Source organism: Bacillus sp. AFS037270 (genome assembly GCF_002585305.1).
The window spans coordinates 45995-69791 of record NZ_NUNF01000011.1 but is presented as its reverse complement, the minus strand read 5'-3'; the positions used below and the strand labels follow the sequence as shown (position 1 = coordinate 69791).

Here is a 23797-nt window from a genome sequence, read left to right as displayed (position 1 = left end):
AATCCAACTTGTAATTCCATTTACTGTTATCACTTCAACATATTATGTAGGATTGCTTGATTAGGTGAGTTTTCCATGACAGGAAATAAAAAAAGCCCAAGCAAGTGTAATTTTGCCTAGGCTTTTTTCCTAATCACCTTTATGTTCGGGGACATCAATAATGATCATATCGGAACCGATTTTTTTTATGTGCTGCCATGGAACCCTAATTTCCTCACCTTGTTTTCGAAAACCAAACCATTTTAGTGAAGGAATCAGCAGTGCCTGAATCTGTCCTGTGTATTCATTTATGTCTAAATCCGTTTGTCCTAATACACCAAGACGCTCAGCCTTTTTAACATCGACAATTTCTTTCCCGCTTAATTCACTTAACCTCATTGCCAACCTACCCCCTTATTACACTCTTTTCTATTAGTTTATAAGGGGGGGACAAATTTTAGAATAATAAAGAAGAGGTATTCTCAATAAAGGGAATACCTCTTTCGTTTATGACATTTTATTTGGGAATTCACCACTCGGACTAATTAGGGTTACAGAATATTTGTCATTAAATAGAGCTCTACCCATTTCATCGACACTGCTTTTCGAAACAGCATCGATCTGCTCGATAATTTCATCAAGTGAACGATGGCGTTTTAAAAGAAGCTCATTTTTCCCATTACGGCTCATCCGGCTATTGGTACTCTCTAAACTCAACATCAAACTGCCTTTTAATTGTTCTTTACTGTTTGTCAGTTCCTTCTCGGTAATTCCATCTTGTTTTAATTTATCTAATGTTTCTTGTATGGTTTCAAATAAAAGATCCAGCTGTTTTGCCCCGGTTCCTCCGTAGACTGTCAAAATTCCGCTATCTAAGTAGGCTGAATGATACGAGAAAACGGAATAGGCCAAGCCTCTTTGTTCACGTACTTCTTGAAATAATCTGGAGCTCATGCTGCCGCCTAAAATATTGTTCAGGGTAATTAAACTATAAACATCCTCATGGCCCACTTTCAAACCCTCAAAACCGATACAAAGGTGAGCTTGTTCTGTTTCTTTCTTTCTGGAAATTCGATTTGAATGAAAAACAGGGATGTTTTCAGGGGCTTCTTTTGAATTACCCTGATAAGAACCAAAATAATTTTCTACTTCTTTAATAAAACTCTCGGATATATTTCCTGCAATTGAAATGACCACATTTTCAGGTGTATACCGTTGATGTATATATTCCTTTAATGAATCACCTGTAAATGTATTTAAAGTATCTTCTGTTCCAAGAATCGGATATCCAAGCGGATGATCTTCAAATACTGCCCTGCTTAACAAATCATGGACAATATCATCTGGTGTATCCTCATACATTTTGATTTCTTCCAATACCACATTTCGTTCCTTGTTTAATTCCTCTTCGACAAAGGTAGAGTTAAAGAACATGTCGGCTAACACATCTAAAGCAAACTTAGAATGTGTATCAAGTACTTTTGCATAGTAGCAAGTATACTCTTTTGATGTAAAAGCATTCACTTGACCGCCAATACTATCAAAGGATTCAGCAATTTCCTTTGCTGATCTTGTAGTTGTCCCTTTGAAAAACATATGCTCAAGGAAATGGGAAATTCCATTTGTCTTAGGATCCTCATTCCTAGAACCCGTTCCAATCCATACACCTATCGCAACTGATCGAACGGTAGGGATATTTTCTAGAACAATTCTTACTCCATTTTGGCAAGTATACTTATTAATCATTGACTTCCTCCTGTCTATACAGCGAAACTTCAAACAGCAAGTGGATGCCCCACTGTCAACTAATCGGACTTATACAGGCAGCTGCCCCCCGCCTATAGAATATTTTCCTCTAAGTTTTAAAAAGCTGTTGTATTCTTGCTTTTGTTTAGTAGGATTAAATTGCAGACGCTACTACTCCAATTATTTATTATACTTTCTTACATGTATATTCTCCAAATTTCTGAGATAGGTTGCCCTCATTATTTTATTATTCTTTCCTCATCCATTAATTCACTAACCGTCCCAATCTGCAAATTCTTTTTTTCAATTAACGTAATTAACCGGTCTAAAGATTTAGCTGTGGATTCAGTTGGGTGCATGAGAACCATTGAGCCTTTGTCTATTTTAGAAATAACACGATTAATTAAAACCTCAGGAGATGGCTTACGCCAATCAACTGTGTCAACCGTCCACATCACCGTTTTCATGTTTAATTCATCCGCAATTTTGACCGTTTCATCACGGTAGCTCCCACTTGGCGGTGCAAACCATACACATTTTTCGCCTGTGGCGGCTTCAATAATTTCATTAGTTTTGATCATTTGTTCTCTTGTTTTTGCGGCCGTCAGCTTGCTCATATCTGGATGAGAATAGGAATGATTTCCTACCTCATGACCAGCACTAACAATCATTTTGGCCAGTTCCGGGTTCTTCTTTGTCCAGTTCCCTTCAAGGAAAAAGGTTGCAGACACGTTATGCTTTTTTAATGTTGCAAGGATATCGGATAAATATTCATTTCCCCAAGCTACATTTATTATGAAGGAAACCATCGGTTTATCCGGATGGCCCTTATAAATTGGCGTGGGCGGCAGATTTTCAAGATGTACTTGTGGTTTTGTTTGGACGAACACAAGCTTTTGCTCATCAAATTCGCCCTTTTTCTTCATCTTTTTATAGGACTCAGCTATATCAACTTTAATCCCATTATATCCCGGAATGGCCTTCCAAACAGAATCAATCTTTGCATCGGAAGGCGGAACTTCATATGTATGTGCATTTTTGACTATTTTTTGATACAGAGGATCTGTTTGCTTCATCACCGGAAGTGCAGATTCTGTTAACGATGCTATATAGTTTTCAACAATGGGATTGTTGACGGAAAACCAAGCAGCAAAACAAATTACAATTATTATACCAGCATTCTTCATCTACCATTCCCCCTTCCTTAAAGATTATGTCTAAGAGGGACAAGGTAGAACACTAGAACAACGGTGGTTCAAAAACTTTCCAAACAGTTTTGCATAGAAAAAGTCAGGGAATCCCCTGACTTTTTTCCGTAATAAAATTCACTTCAATATTACTGTTTCTCTTCTGCCTTTTCACGCTGTTCTTTTAAGACTGCTTTACGTGACAGGTTTACCCGGCCTTGCTTATCAATTTCCGTAACCTTCACTAAAATTTCATCGCCAATTTTTAAGACATCTTCTACTTTTCCTACTCGCTCTTCAGCAAGTTCTGAAATGTGGACAAGTCCGTCTTTTCCAGCGAAGATTTCAACAAAGGCGCCAAACTTTTCAATCCGCTTTACCTTACCAAGATACAATTCGCCTACTTGAACTTCACGAACAATATCTTCAATGATTTTCTTCGCCTTTTGGTTCATTTCTTGATTAGTTGAGGCAATAAAGACAGTACCATCCTGCTCGATATCAATCTTAACACCAGTTTCTTCAATAATCTTATTGATTTGTTTACCACTAGGTCCAATAACATCACGAATTTTGTCCGGATTAATGGTCATCGTTAAGATTTTTGGTGCAAATTGAGAAAGCTCTGTTCTTGGTTCTGTAATTGTAGCAAGCATGGAATCTAAAATATGCATTCTTCCCACTTTCGCTTGCTGCAGGGCTTCCTCTAAAATCTCACGGGAAAGACCTTCAATCTTAATATCCATTTGAAGAGCCGTTACCCCTTTAGCTGTTCCAGCAACTTTAAAATCCATGTCGCCAAGGTGATCTTCCATACCTTGAATATCAGATAAAACCGTATAATGTTCACCTGATTTAACAAGTCCCATCGCAATACCCGCAACAGGGGCTTTAATTGGAACACCTGCATCCATCATAGCTAATGTACTTGCACAAATACTAGCTTGGGATGTGGAACCATTGGATTCAAGAACCTCAGAAACAAGGCGAATTGTATACGGGAAATCTTTTTCAGATGGAATAACTGGTTCTAGGGCACGTTCACCAAGTGCACCATGTCCAATTTCACGACGGCCTGGACCACGAATTGGGCCTGTTTCCCCTACACTAAAGGAAGGGAAGTTATAGTGATGCATAAAGCGTTTTTCTTCTTCAATTCCTAAACCATCAAGGATTTGGACATCTCCCATCGCCCCAAGTGTACATATGCTTAAAGCTTGAGTCTGTCCGCGAGTAAATAAGCCTGAACCATGTGTACGAGGCAAAATGCCTACCTGCGATGACAATGGACGAATTTCATCAATTTGACGGCCATCTGGGCGAACCTTTTCAACCGTGATTAAACGGCGGACCTCACCTTTTACAATCTTGTCCAAGATTTGTTTAACCTGCTTCAAATCATCCTCTTTAGCTTCTTGTTCCTCGTATCTTGCAATAACTTGGTTTTTAACCTCTTTAATAGCATCCTCACGGGCATGTTTTTCTTGAACCTGAATAGCCTTTACCATGTCAGATTCGCAAATTCCTCTAACCTCAGCTTCGAGTTCTTTGTCGATTTCATATAAGTTAACTTCTCTTTTTTCTTTCCCAATTTCCGCAACAATTTTTTCTTGAAACTCAATTAAACGTTTGATCTCATCATGACCGAACATGATAGCTTCAAGCATGGTTTCTTCCGGTACTTCCAAAGCCCCAGCTTCTACCATGTTAATGGCATCCTTTGTCCCAGCAACAGTTAAGTGGATATCACTTTTTTCCGCCTGTTCAACGGTTGGATTAATAACAAACTCATTATTTACCCGTCCAACCACTACACCAGCAATTGGTCCCTCAAATGGGATATCAGACGTACTCAGTGCCAACGAAGAACCAAACATCGCAGCCATTTCTGTTGAACAATCTTGGTCCACACTCATGACAATGCTGATAACTTGTACATCATTTCGGAAACCATCAGCAAAAAGTGGACGAATCGGACGGTCAATCAAACGGCTGGCTAAAATAGCCTTTTCACTAGGTCGTCCTTCACGTTTAATAAAGCCGCCAGGAATTTTACCAACCGCATATAGACGTTCTTCGTAGTTAACGGTTAATGGAAAAAAATCGAGGTTTTTTGGTTCTTTTGATGCAGTAGCTGTACTTAAAACAGCTGTATCTCCATAACGGACTAAAACTGCACCGTTTGCTTGTTTCGCTAATTGGCCAATCTCAACCGTTAATTTCCGGCCGGCCCAATCCATAGAATATTCATGTTTTATTTGTTCCATATAATTACCCCTCTCTAACTAAATCCTTAGAAGGATGATACGAAAGAAAGCCCTCTCGGTTAATCACCAACTAATTCTCACTCATATAAAAAAAGCCTTTATAGCTTATTGTTTAAACCAAATTATTAATAGTATGCACAGAAAAGCTTAGACTTAAAATTATGTATAAAAAAATGTTTTTTTGCTAACAAAAAAGCGGGAAAAATCCCGCTTCTGTGACTAACGACGTAGACCAAGCTTATTAATTAACACACGGTAACGTTGAACATCTTTATTACGTAAGAAAGTTAAAAGATTACGACGTTTACCTACCATTTTCAAAAGACCGCGACGTGAGTGGTGATCTTTCTTGTGTGTACGTAAGTGCTCGTTCAAATTATTGATTGATTCTGTAAGGACAGCGATTTGAACTTCAGCAGATCCAGTGTCGCTTTCATGAGTTTTGTACTCATTGATAAGTTCGTTTTTACGTTCTTGAGTGATTGCCATCCGGTTCACCTCCTAAAATTTTCATATCCCCTGTTACCGAGCAAGCGTCGGAGACTCGACTTGCCAAGTAAAGGTTTGTTTTAATACGTATTTAAGAATACATGGTTTTACGGCAAATTGCAAGTTAAAACCTGAACATATTGTAAGAAATGCTTCTTTATAGCAGCAAGTTTAGGAAGATTGTCGATTCTTCTCAAAGTAAAAGAGTGCGTTTTGCTTATCTTTTTCAATCTGAGCAACAAGTTCAACAATGCCAGCAAATTTTTGCTCTTTACGAAGGTAAAGATGCCATTCAATGACGACCTCGCTGCCATAAATGTCCTCATGAAAATCAAACAAGTGAACCTCTACAGAAACTTTTAGTGATTCTTTATTAAAGGTAGGCTTATAGCCAACATTACAGACTCCGTCAAACCATCTATTATCAACCTTTAATCTAACAGCATAAACACCAGTTGGCGGGATAATATAATCATCGAATAAATCGACATTTGCTGTCGGAAAACCGATGGTTCGCCCCCGTTTATCCCCGTGGACAACAATACCCGATGTAGTATAGAAGCGTCCAAGCAGCACGGGAAGTTCTATGGTCTCACCTGCATTAAGCAAGCGGCGGATTCTTGTGGAACTTACCTTTTCATCCCCTTGCACAAACTTCGGAACAACCGTATAACTAAATTGATCTCGTGAGTGAAATGGCAGGGTTTCCATTGTTCCTTTCCCCATCCGGCCATAGGTAAAATCAAATCCGGCCACAACGTGTTTTACATTTAATCCAATAATATATTGATCAATAAATTCTTGTGGCAAAAGATAGGCAAATTCTGGGGTAAACTCGATAATAAATAAATAATTAATCCCTAATTCTTCAATTATCTTCACTTTTTCCGATAATGGAGTAATATAGTGAACATGCTGTGTGTTCTTCCCTAACACAACAGATGGGTGCGGGTCAAATGTCATAACTGCACTAGATAAATCTTTTTCGTCCGCCTTCCTTTTTGCCTCCAGTATTACTTGTTGATGACCGCAGTGGACCCCGTCAAAATAACCAAGAGCCATTGCTAAAGGAGGGAACTCTGTATTTCCAACATTAATTGGGTAACTAAGCCGTATTACTTCCAATGAAACTCACCTTTTCTATTCCGTACCTTTTTATTAAATCTCGTTACGTAATACCTTAACGGGTTTGAGGAGATTCGGCTTGTTCGGGTGCCTAGCATAAATAGCGAGAGCCGTTCCATCATCCGTTTCAGCGATTATTGGTCCGTTAATTATTTTTAAATACTCTGGTGTTTCTAACAGTGCACCATTTTTCACTTTCTCTGCTACTTTATCATTAATACGAAATTTCGGCAAATGAGAAAGTGCAGTTTCTAGCGGTCTTAAAACATTTGAAATCGTCCCCTCTTCCATATGCCTTTCAATATCTTCAAAAGTTAAGCAATCCTCCAAAGAAAAACTAGCTGATTGAATCCTTTGTAAATACGACATATGGGCAGGATAACCAAGTATCTCCCCAATCATAACAGCCAAGGTACGGATATAGGTTCCTTTGCTGCAGGTAACCTTAAAACGAAATGAAATCGTTTCTCCTTCAAATTGCTCCCTTTCATCAAGTAAATCAATGGAGTAAATCGATACCACCCTGGTTGGCCGTTCCACTTCAATCCCTTTTCGGGCATATTCATATAGACGAACACCTCCCACCTTCACGGCAGAATACATTGGAGGAGTTTGTTCAATATCCCCTGTCAAGGTTTGTAACACCTGCAGAATTTCGTTCCTTGCGATCACGCGATTAACAGCTTTACGTTCAACTACTTCACCTGAGGCATCTTCGGTAGCTGTTGAGAATCCGATTGTGACTTCCCCTAGGTAGGCTTTTCCTGCATCTGTTATGTATTCCGCTACCTTTGTGGCTTTACCAATACAGATTGGAAGGACGCCAGTGACGTCTGGGTCAAGTGTGCCTGTATGACCCACCTTTTTAGTTTTTAATATTTTCCTCAGTCTAAAAACACAATCGTGTGAAGTTAGTCCTGCAGGCTTATATAATGGTAAAATCCCTTCCATTTCGCTGCTCCTTTCATTAATCGTGTTGAACTATTATTTTTTACATTAAAAAAAGGGATAGACATAAGTCTATCCTCTATTCTTCCTCATGCTTTTCATACGGTTTATCATCGTCCGTATGCAATTGATGAAGCAGGGTCTCAATTCGATTTCCGTAATCGATTGATTCATCCCATTCAAAAATGATTTCAGGTGTTTTTCGCAGGCGGATACGGTGACCTATTTCGGTTCGAATAAACCCTTTTGCTTTAGCTAGGCCTTTTAATGTATTCTCCTTTTGCTCTTCATCCCCTAAAACGGATATAAATACTTTAGCTTGTTGAAGATCTCCAGAAACTTGAACATCTGTTACAGTCACAAAACCGATCCGCGGGTCTTTAATTTTCCGTCCGATAATGTCACTTAGTTCTTTTTTCATTTGTTCTCCAACACGATTTGCTCTGTGGCTCATTGCATTCACCTCTTAACTTAAAGCCATTCTATCTCGGTGATCGTTCTTTCTATTTCTGGAAATGAGTCGATTAGTTTTAACGCTTTTTGCAACTCCTGCTCCGTGGCTGACCGATTGGAGGTAACGACTGCTATGGCAATTTTGGTTCTTTGCCAGACATCTTGAAAATCCACCTCTGCAACGGAAACATTAAATCTCTGTTTTAAGCGGGTAATGATTCGTTGCAGCACTGCCCGTTTATCTTTTAAAGAATGGGCATCATAAATCATGCATTCACACTCGGCTACGCCGACAATCATTTACGCTCGACTTCTTCCATTACATATGCCTCAATGATATCTTCTTCTTTAACATCATTAAAGTTCTTAATCGTGATTCCACATTCGTAACCTTGTGCAACCTCTTTAGCATCGTCTTTAAATCGTTTCAAAGCATCGATTTGCCCTTCAAAGATCACAACACCATTACGAATAAGGCGGATTCCACTATCACGAGTAATTTTACCTTCGGTTACATATGAACCAGCAATAGTACCAACTTTTGATACCTTAAAGGTTTGACGTACTTCTGCCTGCCCAATAATTTTTTCTTTGAATTCAGGGTCAAGCATTCCTTTCATTGCTGCTTCAATTTCTTCAATTACTTTATAAATAATCCGGTGCAGACGGACATCGACTTTTTCAGCTTCAGCTGCACGTTTGGCGTTCACATCTGGACGAACGTTAAAACCAATAACGATAGCATTTGAAGCTGCGGCAAGGGTAATATCGGATTCATTAATAGCACCAACACCATTATGAATGATTTTAATATTAACGCCTTCTACATCAATTTTTTGTAAGGAAGCAGCCACCGCTTCAGCGGAACCTTGAACATCAGCTTTTAAGATAATGTTTAAATCCTTCATTTCACCTTGCTTTAACTGCTCAAATAGATTATCCAAGCTGACAATTGATTTTTCACCGCGATGGGCAACTAGTGCTACTTGGGCACGTGCTTCTCCGATTTGACGAGCTGTTTTTTCGTCCTCAAATACGACGAAACGATCACCTGCTTGCGGTACATCATTCAAGCCTGTGATTTCAACAGGAGTAGATGGGCCAGCTTCTTTCACACGTCGGCCTTTATCATTAACCATCGCACGGACACGGCCATAGGTATTTCCAACAACGATTGGGTCACCTATTTTTAGTGTGCCATTTTGCACTAATAATGTTGCAACAGAACCGCGTCCTTTATCTAATTGAGCTTCGATAACTGTTCCAACCGCATTACGGTTAGGATTTGCTTTATATTCTTCTACCTCACTAACGAGGAGAATCATTTCAAGCAAGTTATCGATACCTTCACCTGTTTTTGCGGATAGTGGTACAAAAATAGTATCCCCACCCCAGGCTTCTGATACTAATCCATGTTCAGTTAATTCCTGCATAACACGATCAGCATTGGCTGCTTCTTTATCCATTTTATTAACAGCGACAATAATTGGCACTTCTGCAGCTTTTGCATGGTTAATCGCTTCAATCGTTTGTGGCATAACGCCATCATCGGCTGCAACAACTAAAATTGTGATGTCGGTAATTTTAGCACCGCGGGCACGCATGGTCGTAAAGGCAGCGTGACCAGGAGTATCTAGGAAGGTAATCTTCTTACCATTTTCAACAACTTGGTATGCTCCAATATGCTGAGTAATCCCTCCTGCTTCGCCTTCGGTCACTTTTGTATTCCGAATAGAATCAAGTAAGGTTGTTTTACCATGGTCAACGTGTCCCATAATCGTTACAACTGAAGGTCTTTCCACTAATTCTTCTGGAGCATCTTCTGTAAAATACACTTCAAGATCAGTGGTATCGATTTTGATTTCTTCTTCTACTTCAACACCATATTCACCCGCAATTAATTCAATTGCATCTTTATCAAGCACCTGATTGATGGTAGCCATAACACCAAGTAAAAAGAGCTTTTTAATGATTTCTGATGGTTCGCGATAAATCTTTTTCGCTAATTCTCCAACAGTTAAAGATTCACTAAAGGTAATCTTAGCTGGAAGCTCTTTTTCTTTTTTCTTTACAGGCTGAGATTGTTGAACAGGCGTGTGAGCCTTCTTCTTTTTATTATTGTTATTGTTATGATTACGATTTTGGTTATTGTTATAAGGTCTAGCCTTAGCTTTATCAGCATTATTAAACACTTTATTTTCTTTTGATTGAGATTCTTGATTTTGCTTTTTGCCTTCCACCTTTTTTGGTGGTGAGACAACTTTTACCTTGCTAGGAGCTGTATTATTATCAGCAGCTTCCTCAAATGCTTTAGGTGATTTCGCCTGTACTTGAGGTTTTTGACCACCTTGAGCAGGTCTTTGATTTTGACGATTTTGCGCCCCCGCTGGACGGGAATTGGTACGATTTTGCTGCCCATTGTTATTTTGTTTGGGCTGTGAAGTAGAACCGGCTGCCTGTCTGTTAAACGTGGCATCCAATTTTTTTACATCTGCATCTTCTATTGTTGCCATATGATTAGATACCTCGATATTCATTTCTTTTAATTTATTAATTATTTCTTTACTTGAAATATTGTGTTTTTTTGCGTATTCATAAACACGGACTTTACTCATTTGTTTCACCCCCGCTAGATTTAATCGAGCAACGTTACCAATTTCTTTGCAAATCCATCATCCATAACAGCTACAACAACGCGGGCTTCTTTGCCAATTGCCTGACCAAGAAGATAACGATCGTCCACCATTCTTAAAGGCACATGATAAGAATTACATTTATCTGTAATTTTTTTAGTTGTATTTGCAGATGCATCTGCGGCTAATAAAACGAGTTTTGCCTTATTGTTTCGAATTTCCTTTACGGCAAGCTCCTCACCTGATATGATTCTACGCGCTCGATTGGCTAAGCCAAGCAATGACATCCATTGATTGTCCTTCATTTGGATAGTCAGTTCTCCTTCTCTATTAACTCAAGTAGTTCTTCATAGATGGAATCATTTATTGATACTTCTAAATGGTTAGATAAGGTGTTTTTTTTCTTGGCCAAAAGTACAGCTTCTTTGTTCTTTGAAAGGTATGCACCTCTGCCCGATTTCTTTCCAGTCAAATCGATTGATACTTCCCCTTCTTTTGAACGAACGATGCGAACGAGTTCTTTTTTCGGTTTCATTTCACCGGTTGCTACACATTTGCGCATAGGAACTTTTTTCTTAGTGTTCATTCGCCATCCACCTCACCTAGTCATCTAACTCTTCTTCAAAATCCATATCAGTATCGACCTGATCGTCAAATAGTCTGATTGTTTCTTCACGTGGATAAATTCCTAGCTCACGTGCTTCTGTTTCAGATTTGATATCAATTTTCCAGCCAGTTAATTTTGCTGCAAGACGGGCATTTTGTCCCCGTTTACCAATGGCCAATGAAAGCTGATAGTCCGGTACAACAACCGTTGTTGCTTTATCCGCTTCCTTCACCATAACATCAAGCACCTTAGATGGGCTAAGTGAATTGGCCACAAACACAACTGGGTCATCGGACCACTTTACAATATCAATTTTTTCACCCTTCAATTCGTTCACTACAGCCTGAACGCGGGTTCCTTTTGGACCAACGCATGATCCAACAGGGTCAACTTCTTGGTTATCGGAATGCACAGAAATCTTGGAGCGGTCGCCTGCTTCACGAGCGACTGATTTAATCTCCACTGTACCATCATAAATTTCCGGTACTTCAATTTCGAATAATCGTTTTAATAATCCTGGGTGTGTACGAGATACAAAGATTTGTGGACCTTTTGTTGTTTTTTCAACCTTTGTAATAAATACCTTGATACGATCATGCGGCTTATAACGTTCATTTGGCATTTGTTCATTTGCCGGGAGTAATGCTTCAATTTTACCGAGGCTGACATAAATAAATTTAGAGTCCAGTCTTTGGACAATCCCAGTCATGATATCTTCTTCACGGTCGATAAATTCAGAATAAATAATTCCTCGTTCCGCTTCTCTTACACGCTGTGTAACCACTTGTTTTGCGGTTTGGGCCGCAATCCTGCCGAAATCCTTTGGCGTAACTTCCATTTCGACAACATCTTCAACTTGATAATTTGGGTTGATTCGCTGGGCATCTTCTAGCGATATTTCCAGACGTGGATCAAAAACTTGATCAACTACCTCTTTACGTGCAAAAACACGCATAGAACCAGTTCCTAAATTTAAATCGATGCGGACATTTTGAGCCTGATTGAAATTTCGGCGATATGCTGAAATTAGAGCTGCTTCAATGGCGTCAATTAATATATCCCTGGAAATCCCTTTCTCTCTTTCCAGTATTGTAAGAGCATCTAATAATTCGCTGCTCATTTGCTTGTATCCCCCTAATCCTTATTAAATTTTCTATTTTACGAAAAAGTAACTGCGAGTCGTGCACTTGCAACTTTTTCAAATGGAATTTCAATCGATTTTTTACGAGTTTTAATCTTAACCTCAACGGTAACCTGATCTCCATCAAAGCCAACTAATTTACCCTCGAACTTATTTTCCCCATCGATGGGTTCATAGGTCTTGATAAAAACATTTTTACCAATAGCTTTTTCAAAGTCTTTTGCCTTCTTTAATGGCCTCTCTGCACCAGGGGATGATACCTCTAGAAAATAGTTATGTGGAATGGGATCCAATTCATCGAGTTTCTCACTCAGCCGTTCGCTCACCAAGCCACAATCCTCAATATCAACACCGCTGTCTTTATCGATATATACGCGAAGAAACCAGCTTTTCCCTTCTTTCACATACTCAATTTCCACTAATTCTAATCCAAGATCTTGAAAAATTGGTGCAGCCAGCTCTTCAACAACTTCCGTCACTTTGCTCATGCTTTACCTCCTTTTCTTTATTATTTCACCCAAATTCTATGTAGTTCACGGAAAGTTTTATCAAGTAACGCTAAAAAAACAAATAGTAAACAAAACCAAGATGCATTTAAAGCAGCTTGGTTACATAACGAAAGAGTGGGTTTCCCCACTCTTGAACTCGAGAGTATTTCTTAGTATTTCCAATAAAACTATACCATAACCGTAGTTTATATGCAAACCCCAATAGCGGAAGCGCCTTGCTCAGGGGCGACCGGCATAAGACGAGCCGACGGGAAGGTTGCTCTTTGACCTTCTCGGCGGATTGGCTTATGACCCCGAGCCCCTAGGCGCTGCAGCTGGATGCAACCAATAGCGGAAGCGCCTTGCTCAAGGGCTGGATGTAATCTGGACTCTGCTAGAACAACGAAAGCTGGTTTTGTTCAGGAAGTGCCGCAAGACAACCTTGTTTGTCTAAATATTCAAGGATGGTCTTGGATACTTTACCGCGCTGCTGTAAATCTTCTTTTGATAGGAATTCTCCATCTTCCCTCGCCTTAACAATATTATAAGCGGCATTTGTTCCTAATCCAGGTATGGAATTGAATGGAGGAATTAACGTATTTCCTTCAATAATAAATTCTGAAGCATCTGATTTATATAAATCATAGTTTTGGAAGCTGTAACCTCTTTCCGTCATTTCAAGAGCAAGTTCTAGGACGGTTAATAAGTTTTTCTCTTTATTTGATGCCTCAAGTCCTTTGGCATTAATTTCCCCAAGTTTAGCCCGAATCGCTTCAGAACCTCGTGACATTGCTTCAATATCAAAGTCCTCCGCACGGACTGTAAAGTAGGCAGCATAATAAAGAAGTGGGAGATGAACCTTAAAATAAGCAATCCTAACAGCCATTAATACATAGGCGGCGGCGTGAGCTTTAGGAAACATATACTTTATTTTTTTGCAGGAATCAATGTACCATTCCGGTACCTCATTCTTGCGCATCTCTGCTTCCATCTCTTCAGATAACCCTTTACCTTTACGAACAGACTCCATAATCTTAAAGGCAAACGATGGTTCAAGCCCCTGATAAATCAAATACACCATGATATCATCACGACAACCAATTACTTCACTTAAGTTACAAATTTGATTATGAATTAATTCCTGCGCATTTCCGAGCCATACGTCTGTTCCATGCGATAAGCCGGAAATCTGAACGAGTTCCGAAAAGGTCGTCGGCTTCGTATCTTCAAGCATTTGCCGAACAAACCGTGTACCAAATTCTGGAATACCTAATGTACCGGTTTTACACATGATTTGCTGCTCTGTTACGCCTAAAGATTCGGTGCTGCTAAAAATTTTCATGACTTCTGGGTCATCGGTCGGAATCGTCTTCGGATCGATACCGCTCAGATCCTGAAGCATCCGGATAACGGTTGGATCGTCGTGTCCAAGTATATCAAGCTTTAAGACGTTATCATGAATGGAATGGAAATCAAAATGGGTTGTTTTCCACTCAGAATTTCGGTCATCGGCCGGAAATTGAATGGGTGTAAAGTCATAGACATCCATATAGTCTGGAATAACAATAATACCACCTGGATGCTGACCTGTTGTCCTTTTTACACCCGTGCAGCCTGAAGCCAGCCGTTCAATCTCAGCTCCACGGATTTGCATGTTATTATCCTGCTGATAGGCTTTTACATAACCAAATGCCGTTTTATCTGCAACCGTACCAATAGTTCCCGCACGATATACGTACTCTTCACCGAATAGTACCTTTGTATAGTTGTGTGCACGGGGCTGATATTCTCCGGAAAAGTTCAAATCGATATCGGGTACTTTGTCACCTTTAAAACCAAGGAATGTTTCGAAAGGAATATCATGACCGTCTTTGCGGTATTTGCTCCCGCAATTTGGACAGTCTTTATCAGGTAAGTCAAAGCCGGAACCAACCGAGCCGTCATTAAAGAACTCGGAATGTTTACAGCTTGGACATACATAGTGCGGCGGCAGTGGATTTACTTCCGTAATCTCTGTCATGGTAGCAACTAAAGATGAACCGACGGATCCACGCGAACCAACGAGATAACCATCATCAAGTGATTTTTTAACTAGTTTATGTGAAATCAAATAAATAACGGCAAATCCATGTCCGATAATACTTTTTAATTCTTTTTCCAGCCTTGCTTCCACTATTTCTGGAAGCGGATCTCCATAAATACTGCGTGCCATTGAGTAACTCATCTCACGCATTTCTTCATCTGCACCTTCAATACGAGGTGTATACAGATCATCTTTAATCGGCTTAATGACATCAATCATATCTGCAACTTTATTCGTATTGGTGACAACAATTTCTTTAGCTTTTTCTGCCCCTAAAAATGAGAAGGCATCGAGCATTTCGTTTGTCGTTCTAAAGTGAACATCCGGCAGTTCGTGCCTGTTCAATGGGTTTGCCCCGCCTTGAGAGTTAACTAATATTTTTCGATAAATTTTATCATTCTCATTTAGGTAATGGACATTTCCTGTCGCGACGACTGGAATACCCAACTTATCACCAAGGGCCACAATTTTACTAATAATGTCTTCCATTGCTTTCTCATCACGCACCAATTCCATTTCGATCAGCGGTGCATTGACTTCTTTTGGCATTACTTCAAGATAGTCATAAAAGCCGGCATGTGCTTCAACTTCATCAGGAGATTTTTGCATCATCCCTTCAAACACTTCACCTTTATTACAACCAGACCCTACTAAAATTCCCTCACGATATTTTTGCAAAACCGATCTTGGAAGCCTTGGTACTCTATAAAAGTACTCAATATGGGAAATGGAAATTAGTTTGAAGAGGTTTTTTAAGCCTGCTTCTGTCTGAGCTAAAAGGGTGCAGTGATAAGGGCGGGCCCGTTGGTAAGCATTACCTTTCCCCATGTTATCGTTGAACTCATCATGATACTCAATTCCTTTTTCAAGAGCATCCTTTAGCATTTTCAAGAGCAGATAGCCAGTTGCTTCTGCATCATAAATGGCCCGGTGGTGCTGGGTTAATTCAATATCAAACTTTTTGGTCAGTGTATTTAAACGATGATTTTTCATTTCAGGATATAAAAATCGGCCCAATTCTAATGTGTCAATAACAGGATTTTTTGCCTTATCTAAGCCGATATTTTTATAGCCAACATTTAAAAAACCCATATCAAAGGAGGCATTATGGGCAACAAGGACGGCATCTCCGACCCAGTCGTGGAATCTTTGGATTACTTCTCCAACATCTGGGGCGTTTTGAACCATATCATCTGTAATTCCAGTCAGATTAATGGTTGTTGCCGAAAGTCGATGATGCGGGTTTGCAAATGATTCGAACCGGTCGATAATCTCCCCATCCTTAACTTTTACAGCTGCTAGCTCAATGATGGTATCATATACCGCTGAAAGCCCTGTTGTCTCGACGTCAAATACAACAAATGTATCTTCCGAAAGCAGGCGATGGGCATCATTATAGGCAATCGGCACCCCGTCATCAACAAGGTTAACCTCAACACCGTAAAGGATTTTGATATCATTTTTCTTACCTGCGCCATAGGCTTCAGGGAATGACTGGGCAACAGCATGGTCTGTAACAGCAATCGCTTTATGCCCCCACTTTTTTGCTTGTGCAATCAGCGCACTTACTGGAGTAACGGCATCCATTTGACTCATTGGTGTATGAAGATGCAGTTCAACTCGTTTTTCATCCTCAGGTGCAGTATCTTTTCGTCCAGCAGGTTTTATTTCATTGATATCATTACAAATCATCACTAGATCACGGACAAAGGTATCGTTTTGGACGCTTCCCCGAACCTTTACCCATAAACCTTTTTTAACCAGCTGGAATAGGGCAGCATCTTCTTTATCACGAGAAAACATTTTTACTATGATCGAACTTGTATAATCTGTAATTTTAAAAGTTAATAGGGAACGTCCGCTTCGAAGCTCTCTTATTTCAGCATCAAAGATATACCCTTGGACTACAACTCGTCTTTCCTCATCAACGATATCAATCAAGCTGCGAAGCTCGCTATCATCCTTGATGGTTAACCCAATAGAAAGCGGACCTGAAGGGGCCTCTCCTCCAGCTTGACCCTTATCAGCTTCTTTCTTTTGCATCTCTACTACGGCCATATGGGCTCGTTCTTGATCTTCTTTCTGCTTAGCTAGTAAGAATTGCTGATATTCATCATTTTTTTCTTCACTTTTTAATTCGGTATCAATCGCCAACAAAGGAAAGCCAAACCCCTGATAAATATTTCCAATTACAGGACCATATTTCCGCTTTAAGGCGAGTCCTTCTGCTTCATTTCTAACTGCAACAGTTAGCTTATTCCCGCTTACTTCAGGGATTTGTTCATTTAGAAGTTTTACAAGCGGTGGAGCAATACCGTCAATTTGCTGAATACAATAATTCCAGTATTCTAATAATAAATCAGGTGTAACGGTTTGATTAGTTACTTGGATATTATAGGAAATGGCTGCGATGTTGGAAAATGTTCGTTCAAGCTGTGTTGTAAACTTGAGATACACATTAAATGGAAGTATTTTTTCAAATAAAAATTGAAAGTGCCACTTCCTCTCATTCTTTTCAACAAGAAGCCTTTCAATTTGTGCATTTTGGAAATGTACTACTACAGCATCTTCTAGCAATTGCAGCTGCTGGAGCAAGAGTTTGAATCGCTCTTTATTGCCTAAGGCATGTTCGCTCATCGTCTCTCTCCCATCTATAAAAACTATTATTTATCTATATCAAAATTAAATTATACCATATGATAACCTATGATTCGGCTTATTTCGACAGAAAACTTCATCCAAAAAAGGAAAGCTGAAGCGCCTTATCCAGGAGACTCAGCTGGACCATTCTGGAAAGTCCAGTGTTAATACTTATCCCACAAAAAATAAGGACCGCATTAGCGATCCCTATTTAAGTGACACCTTGATAAAATTTAAAGGAAGAATCGTTGGATATCATTCCAGGTAACCACGAGCATGAGCAGCATAAGGAGAGCAAAACCGATAAAATGGACCATCCCTTCCTTTTGTCTGTCAATTGGTTTCCCTCTTACAGCTTCAACTGCAAAGAACATTAATCTTCCACCGTCAAGAGCAGGAATTGGTAATAAGTTCATAATCCCCAAGTTAATGCTTAATATGCCAGCCCACTTCATTAGATAATATATTCCTGATTTTGCGACCTCATCTGTGGATTTATAAATTCCAACAGGACCTGATAGGGCATCAATTGAAAATTGTCCTGTAACCAACTTACCAAGCATCACAAATATTTGCTTGGTCCAGAAATAGGTTTCCGTAAATCCTGATTTCACAGCTTGAACTGGTGATTTTTCGACTGGGCTATAAACACCAATAATTCCCATTTTGTCGCCATCCACGGTCTTTTCGAGTGGGGTTACTTCGATTTCTTTCTCTTTACCATTACGAACGATGGAGAAATCAAGTTTTTGATTCGGATTTTTCCGAATAATTTCGACTACGTCTGTCCAACTTGATATTTCTGAACCATTTATACTTTGTACAATATCCCCTTTTTGGAGACCCGCCGATTTAGCCGCTCCATCGGGAGTAATCACACCCAATTTAGGATCATTTGATGGCACACCTTGTAATAAAGCAATAATAATAAACACTACAAATGCTAAAACAAAGTTCATCATCGGACCTGCGAAGATGGCCATAAATCTTTGTGGTAAAGTTTTGGATCCAAATTGACGGTCGATTGGAGCAATTTGTGATTCAATACCATTTTCAACGATAACTGCTTTTGAATCAATGGAGAATGTCTGTAAGCTTTCGTTTTCGTCTTCAGGGTATCCTTTTATGATTAATTCCTTTTCAATATCAGCAAACTCGACTTCTACAATCCTTGCTTTAGGATATTTCTCTTTATTATTTAAAATAATTTTATTTACCTTTTCTTGCTTATCAAACATAAGACCAATTCGGTAACCAGGCTTAATTTCGACCATTTCTGGATCTTCACCGGCCATTCGGACAAAGCCTCCGATCGGCAAAAGACGAATGGTATAGGTAGTTTCTCCTTTTTTATGAGTAAACACCTTTGGTCCCATCCCAATCGCAAATTCACGGCAGAGAATACCTGCTCTTTTCGCGAAAACAAAATGACCTAATTCATGAAAGAAGACCAGTGCGCCAAAAATTACAATGAAGGCAATAACTGTGCTCAATGCTAAAACCACCTTTTATAGAGGATAGGGAAGTATCTTTCCTATAGTAGTGAGTGTACAAATTGTCGAGCCTCTTTGTCAACTTCTTCTATCATAGCTAGACTTGGATTATCGATGACTCGATGTTTACTTAATGCTTGCTCAATTAATTCCTCTATTTGCAAGAAACGAATTTTGCCTTTTAAAAATGCAGCCACTGCTGCTTCATTGGCAGCATTTAACACTGTTGGCATTGTTCCACCTTTATTCCCCGCATGATAGGCAAAATCTAGGCAGCGGAAACGTTGTAAATCCATTTCCTGAAAATGCAGCTTACCAACGCTCGCTAAATTCAACTTTTTAGCTGAATTAAGAGGAAGCCGGTCTGGATATGTAAGAGCATATTGGATAGGCACCCTCATATCTGGTGTTCCTAATTGGGCAATAATGCTGGAGTCATGAAACTCTACCATGGAATGAATAATACTTTCCTTGTGGAGCAGTACGTCTATTTTTTCAAATGGAACGCCAAACAACCAGTGAGCTTCAATAACCTCTAATCCTTTATTCATCATTGTCGCTGAATCAATCGTAATTTTCGCACCCATAGACCAGTTTGGATGGTGTAAAGCCTGTTCTACGGTGACATCCTTCAGTTCCGCTCGGGTTCGATCACGGAAACTGCCACCAGAAGCCGTTAATATTAATCTTTCAATATTTTTATCCATTTCTCCTTGCAACGCTTGGAAAATGGCCGAATGTTCGCTGTCAACAGGGAGGAGCGGTACATTATTTCTTTTAGCCGCTTCTATTACTAAATGACCTGCAGTCACTAACGTCTCTTTATTCGCTATGGCAATTACCTTCCCGCATTCAATTGCTTGTAAGGTGGGATGCAGCCCTACACTGCCAAGGACAGCATTAACAAGGATATCTGATTTTTCAAAAACAGCAACCTCAATTAATCCTTCATTGCCAAAAGTAAACTTAGTTTTCGGGAACTCTGCTTTTAATAATGTACAATCACTAGATTCCTGTACAGAGACAAGCTGCGGTTTAAATTCAATAATCAATTTACGAGCTAATTCAATATTTTTTCCAACTGAAAATGCAGCAAGTTGAAATTCAGCAGGATGCTCACGGATAATATCAATCGTTTGAATCCCGACTGAACCCGTAGCACCTAATAAACTAATTGTTTTCAAAAGTGTTCAACTCCTAAAAATAGAGCACAGCCATTATGTCCAAAGATGGAAAAGGTTTAATAATGGCAATACAAATAATAAGCTATCAAACCGGTCCAGAATCCCGCCATGTCCTGGCAGAATGTTACCTGAATCCTTTACATTAAAATGGCGTTTAAAAGCTGATTGGACCAGGTCGCCAATTTGTCCAAAAACGGAAAGAACAACGGTTATTCCCATTAACGTGACTAGACTGACTGGGATGGACGGGGAAAATAGGGAAAATAATACTCCCACGATCACAGCACTAACGACACCGCCTAATGAACCTTCTACTGTTTTATTGGGACTAATTTCGGGCCAGAGTTTGTTCTTTCCCATCGCTTTGCCGACAAAATATGCCCCGGAGTCTGTTGCCCAAATAATAAATAGGGAATAGAAAACATAAACAAGTCCTGCCTCACGGGTTTCAATAAAAAAGTAAAATCCAATACCCACATAAATCGCCGAAAGAATTGAAAAAGAGACATCTTCAAAGGTAAAACGATTTTTTGTGACAACCGTATAGGCTAATAACAACAAAATAAAAATAATCGCGATCTCTATTTTCGAATAGTAAAAACTCGAGATAACATGATGATATTGCTTAGGAAAAATAATCACCCAAAGAAATAAAAGCGATATTAGTCCGTGTACAGAAAAGATACTTATGTTTTTCATTTTTAAAAGCTCAAATAACCCTATTGTAGCAAGAATGTACGTTAACAGAACAAAAGGAAGGCCCCCATAAAATACAATTGGTAAAAATAATGCTGCTGCTATGACTGCTGTAATAATTCTTTGCTTCATCTACTAGTTCAACACCTTTTATGTTCTTAAAGAGAGGTATATTTTAGATTCCGCCAAACCTGCGCTGACGTTTTTGATAGGCCTCGATCGCTTCAAGGAAATATTCCTCATTAAAATCAGGCCATAAAACTTCTGTAAACCAGAATTCCGAGTAAGCTAATTGCCAAAGCATAAAGTTACTTAAGCGAATTTCACCACTTGTTCGAATTAGCAGGTCAGGATCTTGAAAATCAGAACTCATTAAATAAGAGGAAAAGACTTTTTCGTTAAGTTCCGTCTCCTTCAGTATTCCATTTTTGCTATCATTTATAATATGTTTTACAGCATCGAGTATTTCCGCCCTGCTTCCATAATTCAAGGCAAAATTCAGAACCAATCCAGTATTAGCTTTTGTTTCTTCGACTGCTCTCTCGATAGCACGGAGTGTATGTAGTGGCAGTTGATGTTTATACCCCATCATTTTTACTTGAACATTATTCTCAATTAGTTCAGGAAGAAAAGTACCTAAAAATTCTTCCGGAAGCTTCATAATATATTCCACTTCATTTTTAGGGCGTTTCCAGTTCTCAGTAGAAAAGGCATATAAGGTTAAGGCCTTGATTCCGAGATTATTAGCCAGCATGGTTGTCTTACGAACGACCTTCATGCCTTCGTGATGTCCTGCAATACGCGGTAAGGCTCTTTTTTTAGCCCAACGCCCATTACCGTCCATTATAATGGCAACATGTTCAGGAACAGGCGATTCTTTTATTTCTTCTATTTTATCTCGGAGTGTGGAAGAGTTAGCTGGCTTCTTCCAAAGCCCAAATTTATTAAACATAACATTGCTCCTCAATTAATTAATCATTTCCTCCGATAATAAATCATGGATTCATATATCCAAATATGTAAAAGGATTTTTCAGTTAGATGATACTATCATACCAAAAAACCTAAAAGATATCTCTAATATTAACCTATGTAAAATAACAGGAATTAAGAATAATGTTCAGAAAATATTAAGGGACAATCAAACCACACCAATAATAGTGAAAAAACCCCCTAATAAAGAGGGTCTTGATAGAAAAGCGGAAGCGCCTTGGTCAGCCCCGACAAGCGCCTCGGTTCTGACGGTGAAGTTGTTCTTTGACTTCATTAGCAGAATCGAAACTAACTTGAGGGGCTAGGCGCCCTGAGCTAGACATCTGGTTACACTTCTAAAATTTCTTTTTCTTTATCTTTTGTGATTTGGTCAATTTTTTGAATAAACTCATCGGTAAGCTTTTGGATATCATCAGAATAGCCGCGTAGTGCATCTTCTGTAATTTCACCATTTTTCTCGAGCTTTTTCAAATCATCGTTTCCATCACGGCGAATGTTACGGATGGCTACTTTTGCTTCTTCTGATTCTTTTTTTACTAACTTAACAAGTTCTTTGCGTCGCTCTTCCGTCAATTGTGGAATCGCTATACGAATTACGGTACCATCATTAGTCGGATTTAAACCTAAATCAGATTTCAAGATTGCTTTTTCAATATCACCAAGAATAGATTTGTCATATGGCTGAATCACTAGTAAACGTGCTTCTGGTGTGGTAATCCCCGCCATTTGATTCACAGGTGTTGGCGCCCCATAATAGTCAATCGTAATACGATCTAACAAGGATGCACTTGCGCGGCCGGCTCGAATGCTCGCAAGCTCACGAGTATAAGATTGAATAGCTTTTGTCATACGATCTTTTGTTGAAGCAATGACTTGTTTAGGCATTAGTTTTTCCCCCTAACGATAGTTCCAATTTTTTCACCCATAACGGCTTTTTTGATATTGCCTTGTTCCATAATCGAGAACACAATCAATGGAATATCATTATCCATACATAATGAAGAAGCAGTTGAATCCATAACTGCTAGGCCTTCCTTAATGACATCCAAGAATGTGAGATCTTCATACTTAGTGGCAGCAGGATCAATTCGTGGGTCTGCAGAATAAACTCCATCAACATTATTTTTAGCCATTAAGATCACTTCCGCATCGATCTCCGCTGCCCTTAATGCTGCTGTTGTATCTGTTGAGAAGTAAGGATTACCTGTACCTGCTGCAAAGATCACAACCCTATTTTTTTCTAGGTGTCTCATTGCCTTGCGTCTGATATATGGTTCAGCAACCTGACGCATTTCAATGGATGTTTGTACACGTGATTGAATTCCTAATTGCTCTAAACTATCCTGAAGCGCCAAAGAATTCATCACGGTTGCAAGCATTCCCATATAATCTGCTGTTGCTCTGTCCATACCCATCTCACTGCCGATCTTACCGCGCCAAATATTACCTCCGCCGACAACAACGGCAACTTCAACGCCTAGTTCTGCTACTTCCTTTACCTGCTCGGCAATAGATTTAATTACAGAAGGTTTAATTCCAAAACTGGACTCACCAGCAAGTGCTTCCCCACTCAATTTTAAAACCACTCGTTTGTATTTAGGACCGCTCATATAAACCTCCGTATGTATTATTTTAAAGCGTAAGCG

21 protein-coding genes are annotated in these 23797 nt (G+C 39.3%); all 21 read right to left on the bottom strand.

The features are described 5' to 3' along the window. Positions 1-129 precede the first annotated feature (129 nt). The 21 genes from COD92_RS05560 to pyrH all read right to left on the bottom strand — a co-directional run bounded on the left by COD92_RS05560 (position 130) and on the right by pyrH (position 23761). Positions 130-378, bottom strand: a complete 249-nt coding sequence (locus COD92_RS05560; protein ID WP_098528677.1) for a YlmC/YmxH family sporulation protein — start codon at positions 376-378, stop codon at positions 130-132. Between the two features lie 108 nt (positions 379-486). Beyond that, positions 487-1725, bottom strand: a complete 1239-nt coding sequence (locus COD92_RS05555; RefSeq protein ID WP_098528678.1) for a M16 family metallopeptidase — start codon at positions 1723-1725, stop codon at positions 487-489. Positions 1726-1964: 239 nt separating this feature from the next. Next, positions 1965-2912, bottom strand: coding sequence for a polysaccharide deacetylase family protein (locus COD92_RS05550; RefSeq protein ID WP_098528679.1), 948 nt, complete (start codon positions 2910-2912; stop codon positions 1965-1967). 149 nt (positions 2913-3061) lie between these two features. Next, positions 3062-5179 carry a polyribonucleotide nucleotidyltransferase gene (gene pnp / locus COD92_RS05545; RefSeq protein ID WP_098528680.1) on the bottom strand — a complete coding sequence of 706 codons (2118 nt, stop codon included), beginning with the start codon at positions 5177-5179 and terminating at the stop codon, positions 3062-3064. Between the two features lie 219 nt (positions 5180-5398). After that, positions 5399-5668, bottom strand: coding sequence for a 30S ribosomal protein S15 (gene rpsO, locus COD92_RS05540; RefSeq protein WP_024026799.1), 270 nt, complete (start codon positions 5666-5668; stop codon positions 5399-5401). 171 nt (positions 5669-5839) lie between these two features. After that, a complete protein-coding gene (ribF, locus tag COD92_RS05535; RefSeq protein ID WP_098528681.1) occupies positions 5840-6793 on the bottom strand; it encodes a bifunctional riboflavin kinase/FAD synthetase in 954 nt (317 codons plus the stop codon). A 33-nt stretch (positions 6794-6826) separates the two neighbouring features. After that, a complete protein-coding gene (gene truB, locus COD92_RS05530) occupies positions 6827-7744 on the bottom strand; it encodes a tRNA pseudouridine(55) synthase TruB (RefSeq protein ID WP_098995910.1) in 918 nt (305 codons plus the stop codon). A 76-nt stretch (positions 7745-7820) separates the two neighbouring features. After that, on the bottom strand, positions 7821-8195 hold the full coding sequence (rbfA, locus tag COD92_RS05525) for a 30S ribosome-binding factor RbfA (RefSeq protein ID WP_098528683.1): 375 nt from the start codon (positions 8193-8195) through the stop codon (positions 7821-7823). A 17-nt stretch (positions 8196-8212) separates the two neighbouring features. After that, the gene (locus COD92_RS05520; protein WP_396897319.1) at positions 8213-8494 is read right to left on the bottom strand and encodes a DUF503 domain-containing protein; all 282 of its coding nucleotides are present in this window, start codon (positions 8492-8494) and stop codon (positions 8213-8215) included. Continuing rightward, a complete protein-coding gene (gene infB / locus COD92_RS05515) occupies positions 8491-10809 on the bottom strand; it encodes a translation initiation factor IF-2 (protein WP_098528684.1) in 2319 nt (772 codons plus the stop codon). Before infB ends, COD92_RS05520 begins: the two co-directional genes overlap by 4 nt. Positions 10810-10829: 20 nt before the next feature. Then, on the bottom strand, positions 10830-11132 hold the full coding sequence (locus tag COD92_RS05510) for a YlxQ family RNA-binding protein (protein ID WP_098528685.1): 303 nt from the start codon (positions 11130-11132) through the stop codon (positions 10830-10832). A gap of 8 nt (positions 11133-11140) precedes the next feature. After that, the gene (gene rnpM, locus COD92_RS05505) at positions 11141-11413 is read right to left on the bottom strand and encodes an RNase P modulator RnpM (RefSeq protein WP_098528687.1); all 273 of its coding nucleotides are present in this window, start codon (positions 11411-11413) and stop codon (positions 11141-11143) included. 16 nt (positions 11414-11429) lie between these two features. After that, the gene (gene nusA / locus COD92_RS05500) at positions 11430-12554 is read right to left on the bottom strand and encodes a transcription termination factor NusA (protein ID WP_098528689.1); all 1125 of its coding nucleotides are present in this window, start codon (positions 12552-12554) and stop codon (positions 11430-11432) included. Between the two features lie 38 nt (positions 12555-12592). After that, on the bottom strand, positions 12593-13063 hold the full coding sequence (rimP, locus tag COD92_RS05495) for a ribosome maturation factor RimP (RefSeq protein ID WP_098528691.1): 471 nt from the start codon (positions 13061-13063) through the stop codon (positions 12593-12595). Between the two features lie 394 nt (positions 13064-13457). Further along, positions 13458-17783: a PolC-type DNA polymerase III gene (locus tag COD92_RS05490; RefSeq protein WP_098528693.1), complete on the bottom strand. Its 4326-nt coding sequence runs from the start codon at positions 17781-17783 to the stop codon at positions 13458-13460. 236 nt (positions 17784-18019) lie between these two features. Next, the gene (gene rseP, locus COD92_RS05485; RefSeq protein ID WP_098528695.1) at positions 18020-19279 is read right to left on the bottom strand and encodes an RIP metalloprotease RseP; all 1260 of its coding nucleotides are present in this window, start codon (positions 19277-19279) and stop codon (positions 18020-18022) included. Positions 19280-19320: 41 nt separating this feature from the next. After that, entirely contained in the window at positions 19321-20463 is a 1143-nt protein-coding gene (dxr, locus tag COD92_RS05480) for a 1-deoxy-D-xylulose-5-phosphate reductoisomerase (protein ID WP_098528697.1), read from the bottom strand. Between the two features lie 33 nt (positions 20464-20496). Further along, on the bottom strand, positions 20497-21291 hold the full coding sequence (locus COD92_RS05475) for a phosphatidate cytidylyltransferase (RefSeq protein ID WP_098528699.1): 795 nt from the start codon (positions 21289-21291) through the stop codon (positions 20497-20499). Positions 21292-21334: 43 nt separating this feature from the next. Further along, complete coding sequence (locus COD92_RS05470; protein ID WP_098528700.1) at positions 21335-22111, bottom strand: undecaprenyl pyrophosphate synthase; 777 nt, start codon at positions 22109-22111, stop codon at positions 21335-21337. Positions 22112-22478: 367 nt separating this feature from the next. Further along, complete coding sequence (gene frr / locus COD92_RS05465) at positions 22479-23036, bottom strand: ribosome recycling factor (RefSeq protein WP_098528704.1); 558 nt, start codon at positions 23034-23036, stop codon at positions 22479-22481. Further along, on the bottom strand, positions 23036-23761 hold the full coding sequence (pyrH, locus tag COD92_RS05460) for a UMP kinase (protein WP_098528706.1): 726 nt from the start codon (positions 23759-23761) through the stop codon (positions 23036-23038). The genes frr and pyrH overlap by 1 nt, the downstream gene beginning before the upstream one ends. Positions 23762-23797: the final 36 nt, after the last annotated feature.